17 protein-coding genes and 1 riboswitch are annotated in these 19,741 nt (G+C 48.9%); of the genes, 1 reads left to right on the top strand and 16 read right to left on the bottom strand.

The window, feature by feature from the left end:
- Positions 1–8: 8 nt before the first annotated feature.
- From WS_RS05405 to WS_RS05335, 16 genes are all read right to left on the bottom strand, one after another.
- The gene (locus tag WS_RS05405) at positions 9–2,060 is read right to left on the bottom strand and encodes a TonB-dependent receptor (protein WP_011139007.1); all 2,052 of its coding nucleotides are present in this window, start codon (positions 2,058–2,060) and stop codon (positions 9–11) included.
- Between the two features lies 1 nt (position 2,061).
- Positions 2,062–3,081 (bottom strand): iron ABC transporter substrate-binding protein, encoded by a 1,020-nt coding sequence (locus tag WS_RS05400; RefSeq protein WP_011139006.1) that lies wholly within the window; start codon positions 3,079–3,081, stop codon positions 2,062–2,064.
- Positions 3,078–3,866, bottom strand: a complete 789-nt coding sequence (locus WS_RS05395) for an ABC transporter ATP-binding protein (protein WP_011139005.1) — start codon at positions 3,864–3,866, stop codon at positions 3,078–3,080. The genes WS_RS05400 and WS_RS05395 overlap by 4 nt, the downstream gene beginning before the upstream one ends.
- A 2-nt stretch (positions 3,867–3,868) precedes the next feature.
- On the bottom strand, positions 3,869–4,882 hold the full coding sequence (locus WS_RS05390; RefSeq protein WP_011139004.1) for a FecCD family ABC transporter permease: 1,014 nt from the start codon (positions 4,880–4,882) through the stop codon (positions 3,869–3,871).
- 155 nt (positions 4,883–5,037) lie between these two features.
- On the bottom strand, positions 5,038–7,161 hold the full coding sequence (locus WS_RS05385; protein WP_011139003.1) for a heavy metal translocating P-type ATPase: 2,124 nt from the start codon (positions 7,159–7,161) through the stop codon (positions 5,038–5,040).
- On the bottom strand, positions 7,148–7,525 hold the full coding sequence (locus WS_RS05380) for an ArsR/SmtB family transcription factor (protein WP_011139002.1): 378 nt from the start codon (positions 7,523–7,525) through the stop codon (positions 7,148–7,150). Before WS_RS05380 ends, WS_RS05385 begins: the two co-directional genes overlap by 14 nt.
- Positions 7,526–7,594: 69 nt before the next feature.
- Positions 7,595–7,984 (bottom strand): allophanate hydrolase-related protein, encoded by a 390-nt coding sequence (locus WS_RS11080; protein WP_011139001.1) that lies wholly within the window; start codon positions 7,982–7,984, stop codon positions 7,595–7,597.
- Positions 7,981–9,306, bottom strand: a complete 1,326-nt coding sequence (gene atzF, locus WS_RS05375; RefSeq protein ID WP_049770658.1) for an allophanate hydrolase — start codon at positions 9,304–9,306, stop codon at positions 7,981–7,983. Before atzF ends, WS_RS11080 begins: the two co-directional genes overlap by 4 nt.
- Complete coding sequence (locus tag WS_RS05370) at positions 9,303–10,187, bottom strand: DMT family transporter (protein ID WP_011138999.1); 885 nt, start codon at positions 10,185–10,187, stop codon at positions 9,303–9,305. The genes atzF and WS_RS05370 overlap by 4 nt, the downstream gene beginning before the upstream one ends.
- Before the next feature lie 2 nt (positions 10,188–10,189).
- Positions 10,190–13,792, bottom strand: coding sequence for an urea carboxylase (gene uca, locus WS_RS05365; RefSeq protein WP_011138998.1), 3,603 nt, complete (start codon positions 13,790–13,792; stop codon positions 10,190–10,192).
- Positions 13,793–13,881: 89 nt separating this feature from the next.
- Positions 13,882–14,499 carry an urea amidolyase associated protein UAAP2 gene (locus tag WS_RS05360; RefSeq protein ID WP_011138997.1) on the bottom strand — a complete coding sequence of 206 codons (618 nt, stop codon included), beginning with the start codon at positions 14,497–14,499 and terminating at the stop codon, positions 13,882–13,884.
- A gap of 9 nt (positions 14,500–14,508) precedes the next feature.
- Positions 14,509–15,234, bottom strand: a complete 726-nt coding sequence (locus WS_RS05355; protein WP_011138996.1) for an urea amidolyase associated protein UAAP1 — start codon at positions 15,232–15,234, stop codon at positions 14,509–14,511.
- Complete coding sequence (locus WS_RS05350) at positions 15,231–15,968, bottom strand: ABC transporter ATP-binding protein (RefSeq protein ID WP_011138995.1); 738 nt, start codon at positions 15,966–15,968, stop codon at positions 15,231–15,233. The genes WS_RS05355 and WS_RS05350 overlap by 4 nt, the downstream gene beginning before the upstream one ends.
- Positions 15,965–16,789 carry an ABC transporter permease gene (locus tag WS_RS05345; RefSeq protein WP_041571795.1) on the bottom strand — a complete coding sequence of 275 codons (825 nt, stop codon included), beginning with the start codon at positions 16,787–16,789 and terminating at the stop codon, positions 15,965–15,967. The genes WS_RS05350 and WS_RS05345 overlap by 4 nt, the downstream gene beginning before the upstream one ends.
- A 9-nt stretch (positions 16,790–16,798) precedes the next feature.
- Positions 16,799–17,866 carry a putative urea ABC transporter substrate-binding protein gene (locus WS_RS05340; protein ID WP_011138993.1) on the bottom strand — a complete coding sequence of 356 codons (1,068 nt, stop codon included), beginning with the start codon at positions 17,864–17,866 and terminating at the stop codon, positions 16,799–16,801.
- Between the two features lie 47 nt (positions 17,867–17,913).
- A riboswitch (guanidine-I (ykkC/yxkD leader) is annotated at positions 17,914–18,015 on the bottom strand.
- Between the two features lie 108 nt (positions 18,016–18,123).
- Positions 18,124–18,405 (bottom strand): helix-turn-helix domain-containing protein, encoded by a 282-nt coding sequence (locus WS_RS05335; RefSeq protein WP_049770657.1) that lies wholly within the window; start codon positions 18,403–18,405, stop codon positions 18,124–18,126.
- Positions 18,406–18,548: 143 nt separating this feature from the next.
- Between WS_RS05335 and WS_RS05330 the strand changes: the two genes are divergently transcribed.
- Positions 18,549–19,739 carry an IS3-like element IS1302 family transposase gene (locus tag WS_RS05330; RefSeq protein ID WP_011138235.1) on the top strand — a complete coding sequence of 397 codons (1,191 nt, stop codon included), beginning with the start codon at positions 18,549–18,551 and terminating at the stop codon, positions 19,737–19,739.
- Positions 19,740–19,741: the final 2 nt, after the last annotated feature.

Below are 19,741 nucleotides of genomic sequence, written 5' to 3'. Positions count from 1 at the left end.
TTAATCGATCAAAATGAGTATCTCACGTTGAGATAATAATTCCTTCCCTCTTGGGGGTAGCCATAGCTGATGTAGTAATTCTTATCAAACATATTCTTCACTCCCGCAGCGACCTCAAATGACTTCACGGGACGATAGGCAACTCGAAGATCCACAAGCGTGTGGGGAGTGCTCTTATCGCTTCCATCAACGCTCAAATAGCGCTCACTCTCATATCTTACAACAGGAGTAATATTAATTGAATAAAATGGTGAGTAGGTCACACTCGCATAAAGAGTGTGATCAGGAGTGTCGGTTGTGTATTTGGCATCTTTGGTTTGGCTATCTTCGATTGATGCATCGATATAGACATACGACAAAGTGCTCTTGAATTGATCACTCCAATAAGAATCGAGTGTCAATTCAACCCCCTTATGCTCTTCTTGGTCAAAGTTTTGCATCTGTTTGCAGTTCGCCCCCACGCATCCAAGAGTCGAATCGCTATTAGAAACGCCCGAATAGGAGGCGATATAGTCTTTGGTCTTGGTTAAAAAGAGTGCTGTTTTGGCGTAGTGATTTTCATTGACCGCCCAATTAGAGCCGAGCTCATAGGTAGTGGAACGCTCTGAGTCTAATCCAGGATTTAAAACATAATCTCCAAACTTTGACGAATATCGATCTTTGAGTGTGGGCATATTGCTCTTCTTGGAGATGCTACCATAAAAGGTCAACCCCTCTTTGGCCTTATAAGAGAGAATCGTCTGAGGATTGAAGGCATTCGTCTCATACTTTGGAAACTCACCTAGTATCTGCGTGCCAGCGCTGTTTCGATATTCTGCTTTAGTCACTTCATTTTTGTCGTAGCTCCCCCCAAGAGTCCATGTCCATTGGTCACTCATAAGCCATGAGTATTCAGCGCCCAACGAGGTGGTCTTGCCTTCATCTTTCAAGTCAGCATAGCGAGTATTAGAAGAATCCACATAATTTTTGTCCTTGTGATTATCGTATTTCTGGGAAACGAACAGTTTCAAGAGATGCCCTTTGGCCAATTGCAAATCCCCCTCAACCATCCCGCCAAAAGTATTATCATCGTATTCAGAGGTCTCAGTGATGATGTTTTGAGTAGGGGAGCCGGGCGTGCCTCTAAAGAAAATCTTGTTATAGAAAGTATCGTAATACCATCTTGTTTTTAGATAATGCTCCTTGATTGCCGTCTTGGTGATCAAGTAGTAGCTGGTCTTATCCCAATCCGCCCAATCCCAGTTACGGTTATACATTCCCGAACCATCTTTCCAGCTGCCATCGCTGTTTTTTCGTCTCTCCATTGCAAACCAAGGCTGCTCTTTTTCGCCTCGTTGGACAATATAGTTGAACGAGTATTCATCCGTATCATTGGGAGTGTATCCGACCTTAAGATTGACTTTTTGATCCTTAGATTCGGAATTAGATCGCTTCTTTCCCTGCTGATGCCCTGCCTCCTCGTAGTCACCCGAAAGCTTATAGTAGTCTCTTTGAACATTAGAGGCAGAAATGAGACCATAAAAAAGCTCTTGCTTGGTGCCAAGCGTGAGATATTGCTCCTGTCCCTTGCCACTAAAAATTCCTGCTCCCACCTCTCCTTCAAACTCTTTAGTGGGCCTTCTCGTGACCAAGTTGATCGCACCTCCCATCGTGTTGGCTCCATACATGGGAGAAACATAGCCCTTAGAGACGTCAATCTCCCCAATATCATAAGTTTTGAAACGTCCTAGGTCGATATTGTGATCATAAGGAACATAGATAGGGATTCCATCAATATAGAGGGGAACTCGCGTGCTAGAGAAGCCTCTTAGACGAACCTTAGTTTCACCCCTCGCTCCTGCATAATCCGTATAGATTCCTGGCACGCTTTGGAGCGCGTCCACGACGCTCTTGGCCTCTGTCTCTCTGATGGTCTCCTGGGTCACAATCTCTAGGCTTGGGTTTTTAGAGATATCACTCTTCTCGTTTATCTCCACACGCCCCAATTCATACACTGAAGAATCCGCCATCAAAACTGAAGCCAACCCTAGTGATCCCCACAAAACGATACTATTCTTCAACTCATTCTCCTTTTAATAATTTTCTAGAATCCTCTTCACTTAGCTCTATGCCCAAAAAGAGTCGATAAAATCGCGCCACTTCGCTCACCTCATCCATCTCCAAATGATCTGGATAGAGGCGATGATGCACCCAAAGCACTCCCCATAAACGCATAAAAGAGGGGGGCCGACTCAGCCAACTAAAAGGTGATGCGGCATCCAAATAGACCTTCCCCTCCCTGTAAGCTCGAAGTTTTTGCCATGATCGATTGCTTTTTAGACTTTCAAAAAATGGCCTCTCACGGACAAAAATCACATCAGGGTCATAAAGATAGAGTTTCTCCATAGAGATTCGCTCTCGTTTCCCCCTCGAACCTTTGGGACAATGATGAACATTCACCCCTCCCGCTAGAGCAATCACCTCTGACTGGGCATCAATGTCACACTCTGTATAGAGCCCATCTTCCCCTTGGGCAAAATAGACCCTCTTTTTAGGGGTGTCCCCAAGTGACTCCACGCTCTTCTCAACCCTAGAGAGAGACTCTTCCCCATAGGCAATAAGCTGATGGGCACGATCCTCCTTGTGTAAAAAACGACCCATCACCTCCACCGCCTCAAGGCTGTCCTTGAGTGTGTTTTGGCGTAAATAAATCACAGGAATCCCAAACGCATTCAAGCGCTCCTCAAAACCCTTCATATTTCCCAATGCCAAATCCCATGCAAAAACCACATCGGGGCGAAGGGAGATGATTTTTTCAAGATTAGCCTGATTTCCTCCGCCAAAAAATCCCCCCAAAACAGGGAGATTTTGAACCTCTCTCCTCATGAAGCGCTTCTCTTGCTCCGAAAAAGAGTAGTTCACCCCCATCATCTTTTCGGGGGCGAGAATATAAAGAAGCGTCATCATCGGAGGAGAGGCGGCGAAGGCCTTAGAGACTTCCAGAGGAATCTCCACCTCTCTTCCTGCCATATCCACCATTGTTTCATTTGCCCAAAGACTTCCCACCAAAAGCCAAAACCAAATTGCCAGCCAAACCCTCATGCTATACCCTCTCGCTCAAAACGAATCGAAGGGGTTACCAATCTATCTCCTCCCCTGGGATGATTCACAAGCTCCGTCTCCACGCCATAAACTTGATAAATTCGCTGGGGCGTGATCGTCTCCCTAGGGGATCCTTGTGCCAAAATTTCTCCCTTCTCTATCCAGATCACTTGATGGGAAACTTCGAGCGCATGATCGGGATAGTGCGTGGTCTGAATGATGCTCTTTCCCTCTCCAGCCAGCTCCCCCATGAGCGAAAGCAACCGCCTCTGATTTCCAAAATCTAAACCTGTGACGGGTTCATCCATCAATATCATGGAGCTATTTTGAGCCAAGGCCTGTGCTAAAAGCACCAATTGTCTCTCTCCGCCGCTCAACTCTCTATATACGCGAGGGATTAAGGTTTGCGCACCAATTCTCTCTAGCGCCTCCAAGGCGATTCGCCTATCCTCTTTGGAGTAGCCAAATCCAAAGGGCGATTCTCTAAATCTTCCCATGAGAACCACTTCCAAAACGCTAAACTCAAAAGGAATCAGGTAACTTTGAGGTACGTAAGCGACTAATTCTGCTCGTTTAGAGGCTCTCAGAGTCTTGGCCTCTCTACCCCCTAAAAAAATCTCTCCGCGATAGGGCAACGCTCCAATGATCATCTTCAAAAGAGTGCTCTTTCCGCTGCCATTAGCCCCCAAAATAGAGACGACCCTCCCCGCTTCAAGTGTAAAACTCAAGCCAGAGAGGATATCTCTCGCCCCATAACCCCCCGCGACCTCTTTGACACACAACATCTCTAAGCCTTTTTGAAGGAGCGATGAAGCACCCCAAGAAAAACAGGAATTCCCACTAAAGCCGTCAATATTCCAAGAGGAATCTCTACACTTGTTGCAACTCGCGCTACCGAATCAACCACCAAAAGAAAAACGCCACCCAAAAGTGCACAAAAGGGAATTAAATAGGTATGATCCGCCCCGATCAAAAGTCTTGCAATATGGGGAATTACCAACCCAACCCAACCAATCACTCCCGAGAGCATGACGCTCAAAGAGCCTAAAAGAGTCCCCAGAAAAATCACCACCAAGCGAATTCTCTTCACCTCCACCCCCATCGCCAAGGCCTCCTCTTCTCCTAGGCTCATAAGATTGAGGTGTTTTCCAAGCCCTACGAGCATCAAAATAGAAATCCCCATAGGAATCGAGACCGCCCCGACCCCCTCTAATTGCACAGACGCCAAAGAGCCCATCAGCCAATAAACAATTGCGGGAAGGGCGTTATTAGGGTCAGCCACATATTTGATCAGCGATAGGAGCGCTCCAAAAAATGACGAGCTGATCATGCCACCCAGGACCAGCATTAAAATGGAACGATTTTTCCCATAGACTCTCGATATAAAAAGGGCTAAGAGCACCGCCAAAAAGCCGAAAGCAAAAGCACTCAATTGAATTATGATCGTGGGCTTAGAAAAGAGCATCCCAAGTCCCGCCCCAAAAGAGGCCCCCTGAAGTACACCCAAGATTCCAGGAGAGACAAGAGGGTTGACAAAAAGCCCTTGAAAAGCCGCTCCAGCAACCGCCAAAGAGGCACCAACTAGAATCGCCGCCAAGATTCTTGGCAGACGAATATCCCACAGGATATTCCCCACAGCCCTTACTCTACCCTCTTCTATGCCAGACTCAAGTCCCACAAGACTCTTTAAAGCAGCAATATACTCCTCTATCGAAAAAGGATATTGCCCTATCCAAAGAGCTCCTAGAGCCACGAGAATCAACAAAATCCCCATCCCTGCTATTGCCGTTTTCTTTCCCAAAAACCAAAGCCTTGTATCGTTATATATTTTTAAATATAACGGATTCTAAAGAAAAGCTCTGAGAATGTCAAGAGGGGGGTGTGATGAAAAATAGGGCAGGAATTAAAAGCGCGTCCAAACCCCTGAAACAAGGGATTTGGAGCAGATAGAAGTGATTAAGATTCTTTGAGGTTCATCACTCTAGTGGCATTGAGCACTGCAATCAGCGCCACGCCCACATCTCCAAAGACCGCTTCCCACATGGTTGCCACCCCAAAGGCACCCATGATAAGAATCGCTCCTTTGACCCCAAGAGCAAAAATGATGTTCTGCCAAACAATCGTGTGCGTCTTTTGAGCGATGGCAATGGCGGTGGCAACCTTGCCAATCTCATCATTCATGATCACCACATCTGCCGCCTCAATCGCCGCATCCGATCCTACGCCCCCCATGGCAATCCCCACATCGCTTAGCGCCAACACGGGCGCATCATTGATTCCATCCCCCACAAAGACGCTTTTGCCTTGCGTGGCACGCGCGCCCAAGAGAGCCTCGAAGCGCTCCACTTTCTCATGAGGGAGAAGTTCGGCCTCAAAAGAGGTGATCCCAATGGCTTGGGCGACCTTTTGCGCGCTCTCTTTTTTGTCACCCGTGAGCATGACAAGCTGCTTGATTCCTAGATTTTTGAGGCGCTCAATGAGGCTAGCGGCTTCGGGTTTGATCTCATCACGAAGAATCAAATAACCCGCCAATCGCCCCTCCAAGGCCACATAGACAAGCGTCTCATCACTCATCCCCGAAGGGATACTCACCCCTTGCTCTTTCATGAGCTTCGCATTCCCTGCCAACACGATTCTCCCCTCCACTTTGGCGCTCACGCCATAGCCAGAGAGCTCTTGATAGTCGCTCACTTCGACCTTTTGGCTCGCTTGCGAGGCTCGCTTGATAGAGAGGGCGATAGGGTGATTGGAGTGAGATTCCACGCTGGAGGCAAGAGCGAGCACCTCCTCTTTGGAGAAGCCCTCCATGGCTACTGTCTCAGCGACCTCAAAGAAACCTTTCGTGAGGGTACCCGTCTTGTCAAACACCACTGTATCCACCTCATGAAGCGCCTCAAGGAAGTTACCCCCCTTGATGAGGATTCCTGCTTTGGATGCCCCTCCGATTCCTGCAAAAAAGGTGAGAGGGATGGAGACGACCAGCGCGCAAGGGCAAGAGACGACGAGGAAAACGAGCGAACGCCTAAACCACTCCTCCAAAAGCGCCCCTTCAATCAACAAAGGAGGCAAAAAGGCCAACAAAACTGCCGAAATCACCACAAAAGGCGTATAGTAGCGGGCAAATTTCGTGATGAATTGCTCCGTCTTAGCCTTTTTGGCACTAGCGTTTTGAACGAGATCAAGTATCTTTGCCACGGTTGATTCGCCAAAACTCTTTGTGGTGCGCACCTCCAAAACCCCTGTTTTATTGATTGCACCTGAGAGAATCTCATCGCCTGCGCTCACCTCTTTAGGGAGCGATTCTCCTGTGAGTGCGGAGAGGTCAAGCGTGGAATTCCCTAGGAGGATCACTCCATCTAGGGGCACGCGCTCCCCAGGGCGCACCAAGATCGTGCTTCCCACTAAAACGGAAGCGGGCTCAACCTCCAAGAGCTCCTCACCCTCTTTGAGGCGAGCAAACTCAGGGCGGATTCCCATCAAAGAGGTGATTGATTTACGAGAGCGCTCCACCGCCAAATCTTGGAAGAATTCGCCGATGCGATAGAAGAACATCACCGCCACCCCCTCAGGATACTCCCCGATGGCAAACGCCCCGATGGTGGCAAGACTCATCAAAAAATTCTCATCAAAAACCTGACCCCGCAAGATGTTCCTAAACGCCAACAGGAGAATCTCGCCCCCGATAAGTCCATAGGCCACCAGATAGATCCAAACATCCCATGAAGGGTCTGCCTTGGGAAACACCGCAAGAGCAAAAAAGAGGCTCCCTAGAGCAAAAAGAAGGAATCGAGGGGATTTCAGTGCCTCTTTGAGGGCAAGCTCTCCCTCTCGTCCATGCCCTGCCTCCTCCTGTTTAAGCAGCGTGACATGAGGCTCAATCTCTTTGATGAGGCGCTTTGCCTCCTCAAAGATTCGCTCCCCTTCGCCCTCTAGCGTCTCTAGCACTAATCTCTGTTGGGCAAAATCGACTCGTGCGCTCTTCACGCCAGAGAGCGTTCCAATCTCTTCTTCAATCTTCCCCGCGCAGTGGGCGCAGTTGAGCCCCTCAAGGCAGAATCGAGCGCCTTCAAGCTTCTCCATATTCGCCCCCTTGTCGCTCCAAAATGTGCTCCATGCCTTGGTCAAAGATATTTTTGATGTGTTCATCATCTAGAGAATAGAAGACGACTTTGCCTTCTTTGCGGGGTTTGACAAGCCTAGCTTGTCGGAGGACACGGAGTTGGTGAGAGATGGCCGACTGAGTCATGCCAAGCAGATCGGCGATGTCGCAAACGCATAGCTCCGATTCAAAGAGTGCTGAGAGAATCTTCACTCTTGTGGTGTCGCCAAACACCTTAAAAAGCTCCGCCAAATCATAGAGCTGCTCTTCTAGAGGCATTTTTCGCCTCACCTCTGCGACAATCCCAAAGTGCACCGTGTTGCAATCGCAACGATCTTCGCCCATTCCAAAACTCCTTCGTATGAATATATGAATTGTTGTTCATATATTAGTTTGAATGGGCTAAAAAGAGTCTTAAAGTGAAGCGAGGTAGTGCCGCCAGCCTCCAAAAGAGGTGATCTCTTGAGCTCCCTTCACCCCTTCGCTCTCACACAAAAATCCACAAACCCTCTCGCCTCCCTCTAGCCAAAGCGTCCCCAGACAAAGGGGTGAAGCGATTTGAGTCATGAAAGCTCCGAAATTCTCTATCGGCAACGCCCACACCTCAAGCTCGATCTCCCCCTTGCTTGAACCATCTCGCACCAAACCCGGTCTAGCAGGCTCTTTATGAGGAACTACATAGAGTCGATAGGTCGCTAGGGTTTTGGCCTCCCTAAGAAACTCCCCGCCCAACGCTAGAAGCTGGTGATTGAGCGGCAAGCCCCTCATGTGTGCACCGCAAACGGCAATCTCTATCTTTTTCATCTCACTCCTTTCAAAAAATATTCACCTGCCTCTATCAGTCTTGACTCACTAAAGGGCTCGCTAAAGAGCGTGATTCCAAAAGGAATCCCATCTTGACGAAACCCCGCAGGAATCGCATAGGCCGCCAAATCGAGCAGATTCATAAAATTAGTGTAGTGCCCTAAATGGCTATTAAGTCGCACCGGATCGGCTTCCACCTCTTTGATCGTGTAGGGTCGAGGAATCGTGGGCAATAGAGAAAAATCAAACCCTTGAAGCCTCTTTTGGGCTTCACGCTTGCACTCCATGAGGCGATACTCTGCCTTGAAGTAGTCCGCTGCACTCTTAGAGGCTCCGCCTTGGATGATTCCTCTAGTCACCTCCAAAAGCGCCTCAGGTTGATTCTCTAAAAACTCTTGGATCGCCACATAGCGCTCACTCACCCAAGGCCCCTCATAAAGGAGTTTTGCCGCCAAAATCAAAGGCGAGATATCCACCTCCTCCACCCTCGCCCCAAGCGCCCTAAAGCGCTCAATCGCCTCTTCAAAGAGGCGCTCATACTCGCTATCACCCAAAAACTCTCTCTGAGCCTTAAGCGGCACGGCGATTTTGGGATTTAGGGCAAGCGGAGCGACAGAGCGCTCTTCTCTAGCATAAGGATCGCTCTCATCATAAACCCCCGCCACCTCAAGAATCATTCTCACCTCTTCGCCCTCTTTGGCAAAAATAGAGACGCAATCCAGACTTCGACAAGCGGGGACTACTCCTAGGGTGCTAAGCCAACCCTTGGTGGGCTTCAAGCCCAAGATCGCATTGAGCGCAGCAGGCACTCGACCTGAGCCCGCCGTATCCGTCCCAAGCGAAAAACTCACCATCTCTAGCGCCACACTCACTGCACTTCCTGAGCTAGAGCCCCCTGAAATATACTCTGGGTCGATGCTATTGCGGCACGCTCCATAAGGAGAACGCGTCCCCACAAGACCCGTGGCGAATTGATCAAGATTGCTTTTACCCACAGGAATCGCCCCCGCTTCAATGAGCCTCTGCACGACAAAAGCGGAGCGCTCTGGCACATAGGCATATTTAGGACAAGCGGCTGTAGTGGGAATCCCCGCTAAATCGATGTTATCCTTGATGGCAAAAGGAATCCCAAAAAGCGGGAGATTCTTTGCTTCACTCCGCTCTAGAGCGCTCAAATAGGGCTCTAGCTCCGCCTCGCTCAAAAGATGGATAAAGAGAGGATTCTCCTCATGCGCTCTAATGCGCTCCCGCACCTCTCTCATCACCTCCCTGGGGGTTGTTCGCCCCTCTTTGTAAGCTTGAAGCAGTGATTTGATCCTCATCGATTTTCTCCTTTTTTTGGCGTTTCTTGGCTCCTAAACGCTTCCATCAAAGCGCTTGTCACAATGCAAATTCCTCCAATTAGCTCCCATGACTGGAGTCGCTCCCCTAGCCAAATCGCTGCGGAGAGGGTCGCCACAATAAGCTCTGTAATGATGATGATTGAAGAGCGCCCCGCCTCCATCTGAGTCACGCCCCACTGCGAGCCAAGATTGGCAAGCAGAAGCCAAAAGAGCGCATAAAGCGCCAAAAATCCCCACGATTCCCAAGGAATCTCATAAGGAAATGGCTCCACTCCAAGGAGCAGCAAAAAGAACGAAAGCGCAAAACATCCACCAAACATCGCCCCAAGCTTTGCCCTAAGACTCACCACCTCTAATCCTCTAAAGGCGATATTGTTCCCCGCAAATAGAACGCCAGAGAGGAGAGCAATAAGGTCAATAAAGGAGAATTCCCCCTCAAACACTTTGGTGCCTCCCACCACCCAAAACGCCCCTACAAGCGCCAAAAAGGCACCCAAGATTCTCCATCCATCCACGCGCTCGCCAAGGAATATCTTCCCCCCTAGCACGCCCCACAAGGGCAAGAGATAAAAGAGCGCCATCACGCGAATCACCTCGCCATGAATGAGCGCGTAAGAGAAGGCGAGATTTGCGCCCCCTCCAAGAAACGCCACACAAAGGAGAGGCTTCACCCAAGAGCTCAAAAAGGGTCGCGCGCCATAGAGGCTTGCGCCAAAGAGCAGAGTCAAAATTCCATAAGCCCCCACCCCAAGAGTCAATCCGCCAATCCCTAGCGAATAGAGATACTTAAGAGGCATCCAAGAGAGCCCCCAAAGAATCGAAGCCCCAAAAAGCACACCCACAGCCGCTCTTGATTCCATATTTATGCCTTTGAATTCTCAACTTCAAGGAGCAAAAGCCCCTTGCCTGCATGGAGATTCTCTCCCTCTTTCACAAGCACTTTGACCACTGTGCCACTCTCGCTCGCCTCGATAGGAATCTCCATCTTCATTGATTCAGAGATCATCACCACCTGCCCCTCGCTCACCCTCTCGCCCTCTTGGACAAGAATCTTCCATAGATTCCCCTGCAATGGGGATTCCACTTGGACAACCCCTTGAGGAAGATCTAGCGATTCTTGACTCTCTGACTCCAGCGCCTCTCCTTGGGCGTTGAAATTAGCCAAGCCCGTGCGCTCCCACATGAGCCGCTCCTCTTCAAAGGCGCTCTGCTGGGTGCGCTTGAATGCCTCGATGGAGCTTTGATGTTCACACAAAAACGCTTGATACGCCCTAAGGCTAAAACTCCCCTCCTCAACTCTAAGCTTCACGCGCCCCCTAGGAAACTCCTCCCTCAAACGCAAAAGCTCCTCAGCGCTCACCTCATAGAATCGAATCTGATCAAAAAAGCGCAAAAGCCAAGGTTTGCCCTCGACAAAATCACCCTCTTTAGGGTAGCGATTCCACATTTGCACTGTTCGCCCAACAAACTGATAGCCCCCCGGCCCCTCCATCCCATAGACGCACATATACGCTCCCCCGATTCCCACGGCATTTTCGGGTGTCCAAGTGCGCGCTGGATTGTACTTGGTGGTGATGAGTCGATGCCTAGGGTCTAGCGGAGTCGCCACAGGAGCGCCCAAATAGACATCTCCTAAGCCCATCACAAGATAGCTCGCCTCAAAGACGATTCGCTTCACCTCTTCTATACTCGATAGTCCATTGATTCGGCGAATAAATTCAATATTGCTCGGACACCAAGGCGCATCGGGTCGCACGGTGGTCATATACTTCTCTATCGCTGCTTTAGTGGCAGGGTCATCCCATGAGAGCGGCAGATAGAGCGTTCGAGAGGGGACTTCCATCTCATCAGCTGAGGGGAGATTGCGCTCAATCCTCTTGAGCCGCTCAATGAGCTCTCCTCGGTCGCAGATTTTGGGATTGAAGTGAATTTGGAGCGAGCGAATTCCCGGAGTGATATCGATGATTCCTTGAATCTGACTCTTTTGGAGCGCCTCCATGAGCAGATGCACACGAAATCTCCGCGCAATATCCAGCGTCATCTCTCCATACTCCACCAAAAGATAGGCGTCTCCGCTTTGGCGCACCACAAGCGCAGGGAGCTCCCCTTCGCCCTCCTCCTCATAGAGTCTAGGCGTGGTGGGCGCAAGAGCCCTCAAAAAGGGGCGCTCATCATAAGGAGCGAGATTTTGGATCGCCTCCTCTTGCGCATCAAGCATCGCTAGGGCATCCTCATGGGCAATAGGGATGAATCTCACTCTATCCCCTGCTTTGAGCTGTCCAATCTTCCACCACTCCGCACTCACCACACTCACAGGGCAGACAAACCCTCCAAGGCTTGGCCCATCAGGCCCCAAAATCACAGGCATATCCCCCGTGAAATCGACCGCCCCAATGGCGTAGGCATTGTCGTGAATATTAGAGGGATGCAAGCCCGCCTCGCCCCCATCTCTCCTCGCCCAATCAGGCTTAGGGCCAATGAGGCGCACACCTGTGCGGTTGGAATTGAAATGCACCTCCCACTCCGCCTCAAAGAATCGCTCTATATCTTTATTGGTGAAAAAATCAGGCGCCCCATGAGGACCATAGAGCACGCCAATCTCCCAGAGTTCGCCCCAAGGGCGCATGGGAGCACAAACCTCAAACCTCGCCTCCCCCTGCATCATGCTAGCCACCTTGAGCCGATCTCCTGCGACAAGATTCCTTCCCGCATGGCCTCCAAAACGCCCCAAGGTGAAGGTGGAACGACTCCCTAGATAGAGAGGCACATCAATCCCCCCGCGAATTGCCAAATAGGCACGCAGCCCTGCGCCTTGGATTTTTTTGAGCTTGAGCGTGGCTCCTTTGGGAATCAACATGGCCTTATTCATCGGCACGATCTGCCCCTCAAGCTCGGCTTGAATCTCCGCTCCGCATAGCGCTATGATCGCCTCTTGGTTGAATCGTAGTGTTGGCCCGCTCATCACCATCTCCAAGCCTGCCGCCTCTAGATGATTCCCTACCAGCGCATTGGCGTAGCGAAAACTCAAAGAATCAAAAGCCCCCGAGGGAGGCACTCCCACATCCCAATACCCTTCACGACCCGGATAATCTTGTACACTCGTTTGGGCTCCCGGAGAGAGGATATCAATCCCCCTCCCCTCCACGACAAAATCATTCAAGAATCTCGTGCTCTGCGCCCCTTTCAAAAAAGTCTCCGACTGGGTGACACCAAGAAGGTAGTCCAAGTTGGTCACGATTCCTTCCACTTTGGTCTCTTGAAGGGCTTGGGAGAGCTTCTCTATCGCTTCCTCTCGACTCTCTCCTTTGACAATGAGCTTGGCAATCATAGGGTCATAATAGGGAGAGACCTCCACCCCCGTTCGCACGAAAGTGTCACATCGCACCCCTTTGGGGAATCGAACTTCACTTAAAAGCCCTGAGCTTGGCTGGAAGTTTTTCGCGGGGTCTTCGGCATAAAGGCGCACCTCGATTGCGTGACCTTGGGGAGTGATTGGACTAGAGGGGTCTAGTCCATAGGCTTGATGCACCATCCACTCCACCAAATCCACCCCACTCACCTCTTCGGTGATTCCATGCTCCACCTGCAATCGAGTGTTCACCTCCAAAAAGTAGAACTTTTGTTCTAGAGGATCGTAGATGAACTCTACCGTGCCCGCCGAGAGATAAGAGACACTCTCCATGAGCTTCTTGGCGCACGCATAGAGCGATTCTCGGCACTCTTGGCTTAGGTGAGGCGCAGGAGTCTCCTCGACCACTTTTTGGTTTCGGCGCTGAAGCGAACAGTCCCGATCCCCTAGAATCGTCACTTTTCCCTTCCTATCTCCAAAAACCTGCACCTCAATATGGTGTGCCGTGCTCACATATTTTTCCAAAAAAACTCCGCTATTGGCGAAGTGATTCTCGCTCAACCGCTTCACCGTGAGGAACGATTCTTCTAGCTCTTGCTCATTGGAGCAGAGCTGCATTCCGATGCCTCCGCCCCCAGCAGTACTTTTGAGCATCACAGGGTAACCGATACGCTTGGCTTCACTCTTGGCCTCCAAGAGATCACTCAAAAGCCCCGACCCCGGAAGCAGTGGCACTCCGCTTTGAATCGCCAGCTCTCTGGCGGTGTGTTTGAGCCCAAAGGATTCCATCTGTTCGGGTCTAGGTCCGATAAAGACGATTCCCTCTCTCTCGCAAGCTCTGGCAAAGGCGGCATTTTCACTCAAAAATCCATATCCGGGATGAATCGCTTCCGCTCCGCTTCGCTTGGCAATCTCTAAGATTTTTGCCCCTTGAAGATAACTCTCACTCACAAGAGATTCTCCAATACAATAGGCCTCATCCGCCAAATCCACATGCAAAGAATCGGCATCAGCGTCCGTATAGATCGCCACAGAAGCGATTTGGAGGTGTTGAAGTGTGCGTATGATGCGGCAGGCAATCTCGCCACGATTGGCAATCAAAACCTTTTGAAACATAGTGGTTCCTCTTTGGGGTTTGGATTTGGGTCGTCCCATCATCGGTGAAGTCACCCTCTAGGTCGTCCTAGGGGCCATTTCTTAAAGGCTCAAGCCTCCCAGATGAGAATCTCAATAGGAGTTGGATTGAAGCCATTGCAAGGGTTGTTGAGCTGGGGGCAGTTGGAGATGAGCACTAGCGTGTCCATTTTGGCCTCCATCTCAACATAATCGCCCGCCTTGGAGATGCCATCCACGATCGCAAGGTGGCCATTCTCCTCTACGGGCACATTCATGAAAAAGTTAATATTATTGGTCAAATCCCTAGGATTCATCTCTAGCTCGCCTATGGCAAAGAGATAGTTATCACGGCAGCTGTGCATATATTTTTTGTCATGTCCAAAGCGCACTGTGTTGCTCTCAGCGCTACAGTGACCTCCCAAGGTGTCATGATTCCCGCAGGTATCCTCCAGTACCTCCAGCATCACATTTCCTTCGCTAGAGTAGAGCTTCGTTCCCTTGGTGATAAAGATACTTCCCTGCTCTCTAATCGTATCAGGCGCACTATAGCGCTCTTCGTGATTGTGCGCATTATAAAAAAGCGTATCCACTGCTTGACATCCCAAAAGATCAATGATGCGAATCACCTCTCCTTTTTTGACCACTCGATACCAAGGAATCCCCGCGGCAACTCTCTCTTGATGGATTGCGTTTTTGGCTTCTCTCATCCCATCCTCCTAGGCAAAATATCGTGCATTGTTTTCAAAACCTCGCCTAGCTTCAGGGCCACTGTTGAGGCAATAATCATCTTCACCCAAAGGCTCCGCCTTGTAGATCAAAAGTTCAATAGGACTCGGAGCATAGCGCCCCTCATCAAGCACGTGAGGGGTATTAGAGAGCACTAAAAGGATATTCATCTCCGCCCTCAGCTCAATATAACTTCCCGCACTTGGGAGCTTGGGAGATAGAGAGAGACGGCTCCCCTCTTTGACCTCCACTTGGCGAAAGAGATTGAGGCAGGGCATGATATCGCGCTTGCCCATGCCGTATTTACCGAGCTCCACGAGGAAATTTTCTCGATCGCTCTTGTAATAGCCATTGCGAAGCGCCTCAAAATCGCCCTTCCCAAAGCGCTCCTCTAAAAGCTTGGGGTGGCTCATGCCACAAAGCGCATCAAACATCCCTCCCGTTGTATCCTCGGTGATGGAGAAGAGGATTCTTCCCTGCTCTGAAAAGAGCACCTTGCCCTTGCCAAGGAAGGCATTCCATTGGATTTTCATCGTGTCCGCTGAGTTGTAGCGCTCAGCGGTGTTGTCCGCATTGTAAAAAAGCGCTGAGAGCGAACCTTTGCCCTCAGGCGTAATCAGACGAATCTTGCTCCCCCGATGGATAATCTTAGACCATCTCGCCCCCCCGGGGAGAATCTCTTGCAAAAGAATCCTAGATGGATCAATCGTATTCATTTCTTCTCCTTTTTGTCCCTATTCACAGGAATATCATAGGTGATGCAAGAGCCAAAAGCATGCGGTGCATGCGGGTCTTGGCGCACTTTGCCAAACACCAAAAGCCTCGTCCCCAGATAAAATCCCTCATGCAAATCATGCGTCACCATCACGATAGTGAGAGAGTTTTTCTTCCAAAGTTTCAAGATTAACTCATGCATATCCGCTCTAATTCCGGGATCAAGCGCCCCAAAAGGCTCATCCAAAAGCAACAATTTGGGGTGCTTAATCAGCGATTGAGCAATAGAGAGACGCTGCTGCATCCCACCAGAGAGCTCGCTAGGATACTTCTGTGCCGAATCGCTCAAGCCCACCGCCTCTAACATCTCCAAAGCGCGTGCCTTAGCCTCCCTCCTTTTAGCGCCAAAAAGCCTCCCTAAAAAGGGCGATTCTTTGAGCTCGATTCCCAACATCACATTCTCTAGGACATTGAGATGGGGGAAAACTGAGTAGCGCTGAAAGACGATTCCTCGCTCAGGACTTGGCTCTTGAGGAAAAGGCGCGCCCTCAAAGAGAAAAAGCCCCCTCGTAGGACTCTCCTGCCCCAAAAGCATCCTCAAAAAGGTGCTCTTTCCACAACCAGAAGGCCCCACAAGCGTGCAAAATTCGCCCTCTTTGATTTCAAGAGAGAGATTCTCCAAAATCACATGATCGCCATAGCTCTTCCAAAGATTTTTAAGGGTGATGAGACTCACGATTCCTCCCTTCCCGCTTTATACCAAGGAAAAAGTGCGTAGGTGAGCCGTTTGATAGAAAAATCTAGCGCAAAAGCCAAAAGCGTGATCCACACCACATAGGGCAAAATCACATCCATCGAAAGATAGCGCCGCACCAAAAATATCCGATAGCCAAGTCCCTCTGATGAGGCGATCGCTTCGGCTGAGATAAGGAATATCCACGCCGTCCCCAGCGTCAAGCGTACCGCATCCAAGAGCCTAGGGAAGACTTGAGGCAAAACCACCCTAAGGGCGATATTCCAAGTCGAACCCCCTAGTGTTTGGGCTTTGATGAGCTGTTCTAGGGGAAGCTCTTGGACTCTTTGCTGCATATCTCTCGCAATAAGCGGTGTCACTCCAATGACAATGAGCGCCACCTTTGAGAGCTCGCCCATGCCAAAAATAATAAAGAGAATCGGCAATATGGCCATCGGCGGCACCATCGAAAAAGCCGCCACAAAAGGGGAGAGGCCCGCTCTAAGATAGGGGATGAGCCCCAAAGGAACCCCAATGAGCAGCCCCAAAAGCACACTGATGATCACCCCAAGCCCTAGACGCTCTAGCGAAGCAGCCGTGTCCACCACAAAAAGAATCTCTCCTGTGCGTGGGCTTGGCGTGAATGCCATGCGATCCATCGCAGAGGCAAAGCTGCCCGCAGAGGGGAGCAGCTTGTCGTTAGGATTCTCTGCCAACCGAGCCTCGGAGGCAACAAAATAAAAGAGAGTGAGCAATAAAAAGGGGAGTAACCCCCAAAAGATCGCCGCCGCCCTAGAGGGCTTTTGGTTCATCAGCCTCTTCATGCAGAAACCTTACAGTTTCCCTTCGGCGGCCATTTTCACATAGGTGTCAATGAATCGAAGTTTGAGATTCTTGGGGTCGCCAAAGCTTTTGCCTCCGGGAAACTCCATGCCAACAAATGCAGCACTAGAGGCGCCCTCGCCCAAGATTCCATGCTCAAAGGAGAACTCGCTCACCTTCTTCATCGTCTCAGGAAGCTCCGCGCTCGTGATGAACTTCACCGCCTCGCTCGCTTCATAAAACATCTTGGTTGACTCAAGCTGTTTTTTATACCCTGCTAGATCGGTTCCTGAGGCCTTGGCCATTGCGCTCAAGGCAGTCAAATCGCCCTTTTTCATGAGAGCTAGCACTTCAAACCACGCCCCAGTGAGCGCCTTGCCTAGATTTGGATTCTCTTTGAGGGTTTGAGTGTTGAGCACCATAAGGTCAATGATCTCACCGGGAATCTGAGAAGAATCAAAGACGAGATTCGCCCCTTTCATGCTTTTGACCTCGCTAAGCTGAGGATTCCATGTCACAAGCGCGCTCACCTCTTTGGTGGAATAGGCCGCTACAATATCCGCATCCGAGGTGTTCACCACGCTCACATCACGCTCGCTAAGCCCCACACTCTCTAACCCTCTCGCCAAAAGGTAGTGAGAGACTGAGAGCTCCATCAGGTTGACCTTTTGACCTTTGATCTCTGAGAGTCTCTTTTTTCCTTTGAGGATGATTCCATCATTTCCATTAGAAAAATCACCTGCGATGAGCGCCGTAGAATTAACACCTCCAGCCGCAGGAATCGTGAGCGCATCCATATTGGTCATGACGCACCCATCAAATTTGCCCGCGGTGTATTGGTTAATTGATTCGACATAGTCGTTGACCTGCACCATCTCGATCTCGATGCCATACTTTTTTGCCCATTTGTCGAGAATCCCGCTTTGCGCAGCATAATCCCAAGGCATCCAGCCGACATAAATCGTCCATGCGACCTGAAACTTGCTCTTTGTCTCCGCCATGAGAGTTGAAGCAGTCATTCCAAGAACCAATGAGGAGGCAACCAGTAGTTTGAGGGTCGTTTGCAAGAGGGTCTTCATGTAAGGCTCCTTGAGTAGATAAGGGTAAACACGCCAAGAGGTTGAAAACCTCCCGGGCTTTTATCCCTCCGTGTAACCTCTACTCAAGAGGCCGATAGCTCTCGGACCAGCATGATCAAGCGATCATCGGAACCCTAGCCATCTGTTCGCGTATCTCGAGGCTTTTCAGCCTCATGACATGTTATGAGGAGATTGTAGCGCAAGCTCTCCGCTCCAACCAAGAGTGCTTTGATTAAAAATTAGGCAAAAGTTTTAGGTTAACCCCTCTTTAGTTCCCTTGGCAGGAGTCCAAAGCGTTCATGAAAAATTTTTCCAAAGTGGCTGAGGCTGGAGTATCCTACTCGCTTCGCCACCTCTGCAACGCTTAAGTCGCCACGAACAAGCAACTCTTTGGCTATATCTAGTCTATATTCCTGAAGCATAGTGTGCATAGTTGTTCCAAAATGCTTTTTAAATTCCTTCTTTAAATCACACTCATTCACTGCAGCTTTATAAGCAATTTCCTTGATTGAAAGAGGAGAGGCAATGTTTGAGAGCAATATCTCTTTGGCTCTATGAACCGAAGCTTGATGTCTGTTCGATAAAGAATCGGGCAAATCTACGCCCATGGAAAAATAGTTATAAAAAAGCTTATACTGCCACTAAAATTCAAGACAATAAATTGAAAGGTTTATCTTCCTAAATGGTAGAATTTTCTAAAGATTTAGGAGAGGAAAAAATGAGTAGAAAAAGAAAAAGCTATAGTGCAGAATTTAAAACTAGAGTTGTCTTAGAATTACTAGGTGGCGAAGAGACTGTAGCACAGATTGCCAGTAAATATGAGATTACACCAAAAAGTCTCATTGATTGGAAAAAGCAGTTTTTAGAGAATGCATCACTAGTATTTGATGTAGGTTCGGCTACTAAAGCCTATAAAGATGAGATAGAAGAGCTAAAAACAGAGAATGATGCTCTAGCAAAGAAATTAGGAAAAACAACCATAGAGAGGGATTGGGCAGTGGGAAAGCTAAAGAGCTTGGGCTTATCAAATAAAAAAGATCTTGTCACACCCAAGCTAAAGAATCTCTCCATGGCAAGACAATGTGAAATAATAGATTTAAATCGCTCAACCCTTTATTATGAACCTAAACCCATATCAGACAATGATTTAAAAATCATGAAAAGGATAGATGAGATATATACTGATATATCCTCAACCTATGGCTATCGGTTTATGCATAGGCAGCTTTTGGAAGATGGATTTTCAATTGGTGTAAATAAAGTCAATAAGCTAATGAACACTATGGGGATACAGGCAATCTTTCCAAAAAAGAAACGACACACATCCATTAAAAACTATAAACATAAAATCTATCCATATCTACTACGAGAGCTTGAAATTAACAGAGCCAATCAGGTTTGGAGTGGAGATATTACCTATATCCCAATCAAGGGTGGTTTCGTGTATTTGTGCGCCATTATTGATTGGCACAGTAAAACGATACTCTCATGGAAAATATCAACAACTATGGATACATCTCTTGTAACAGATGTTTTAAAAGAAGCCATTGAAAAATATGACATTCCTGTAATATTCAACTCCGACCAAGGTAGCCAATATACCAGCCATGAACATACAGAACTTCTCAAGAAACACAACATTCAAATCTCTATGAACGGTAAAGGCAGATCCATTGATAATATTGCCATTGAGAGATTTTTTAGGACTTTAAAATATGATGAAATCTATATCAATGAGTATAGCTCTATTTCAGATCTCAGATTTAAGGTTTCAAGATATATCAATTTTTACAATCACAATAGATTTCATTCAGCACTAAATTATCAAAAGCCCATGAATGTTTATCTAGAAGGGTTGAAAAACGTTGCTTAAAT

The organism is Wolinella succinogenes DSM 1740 (assembly GCF_000196135.1).
Classification (GTDB): Bacteria; Campylobacterota; Campylobacteria; order Campylobacterales; family Helicobacteraceae; genus Wolinella; species Wolinella succinogenes.
This window is presented reverse-complemented; position numbering and strand designations above follow the sequence as displayed.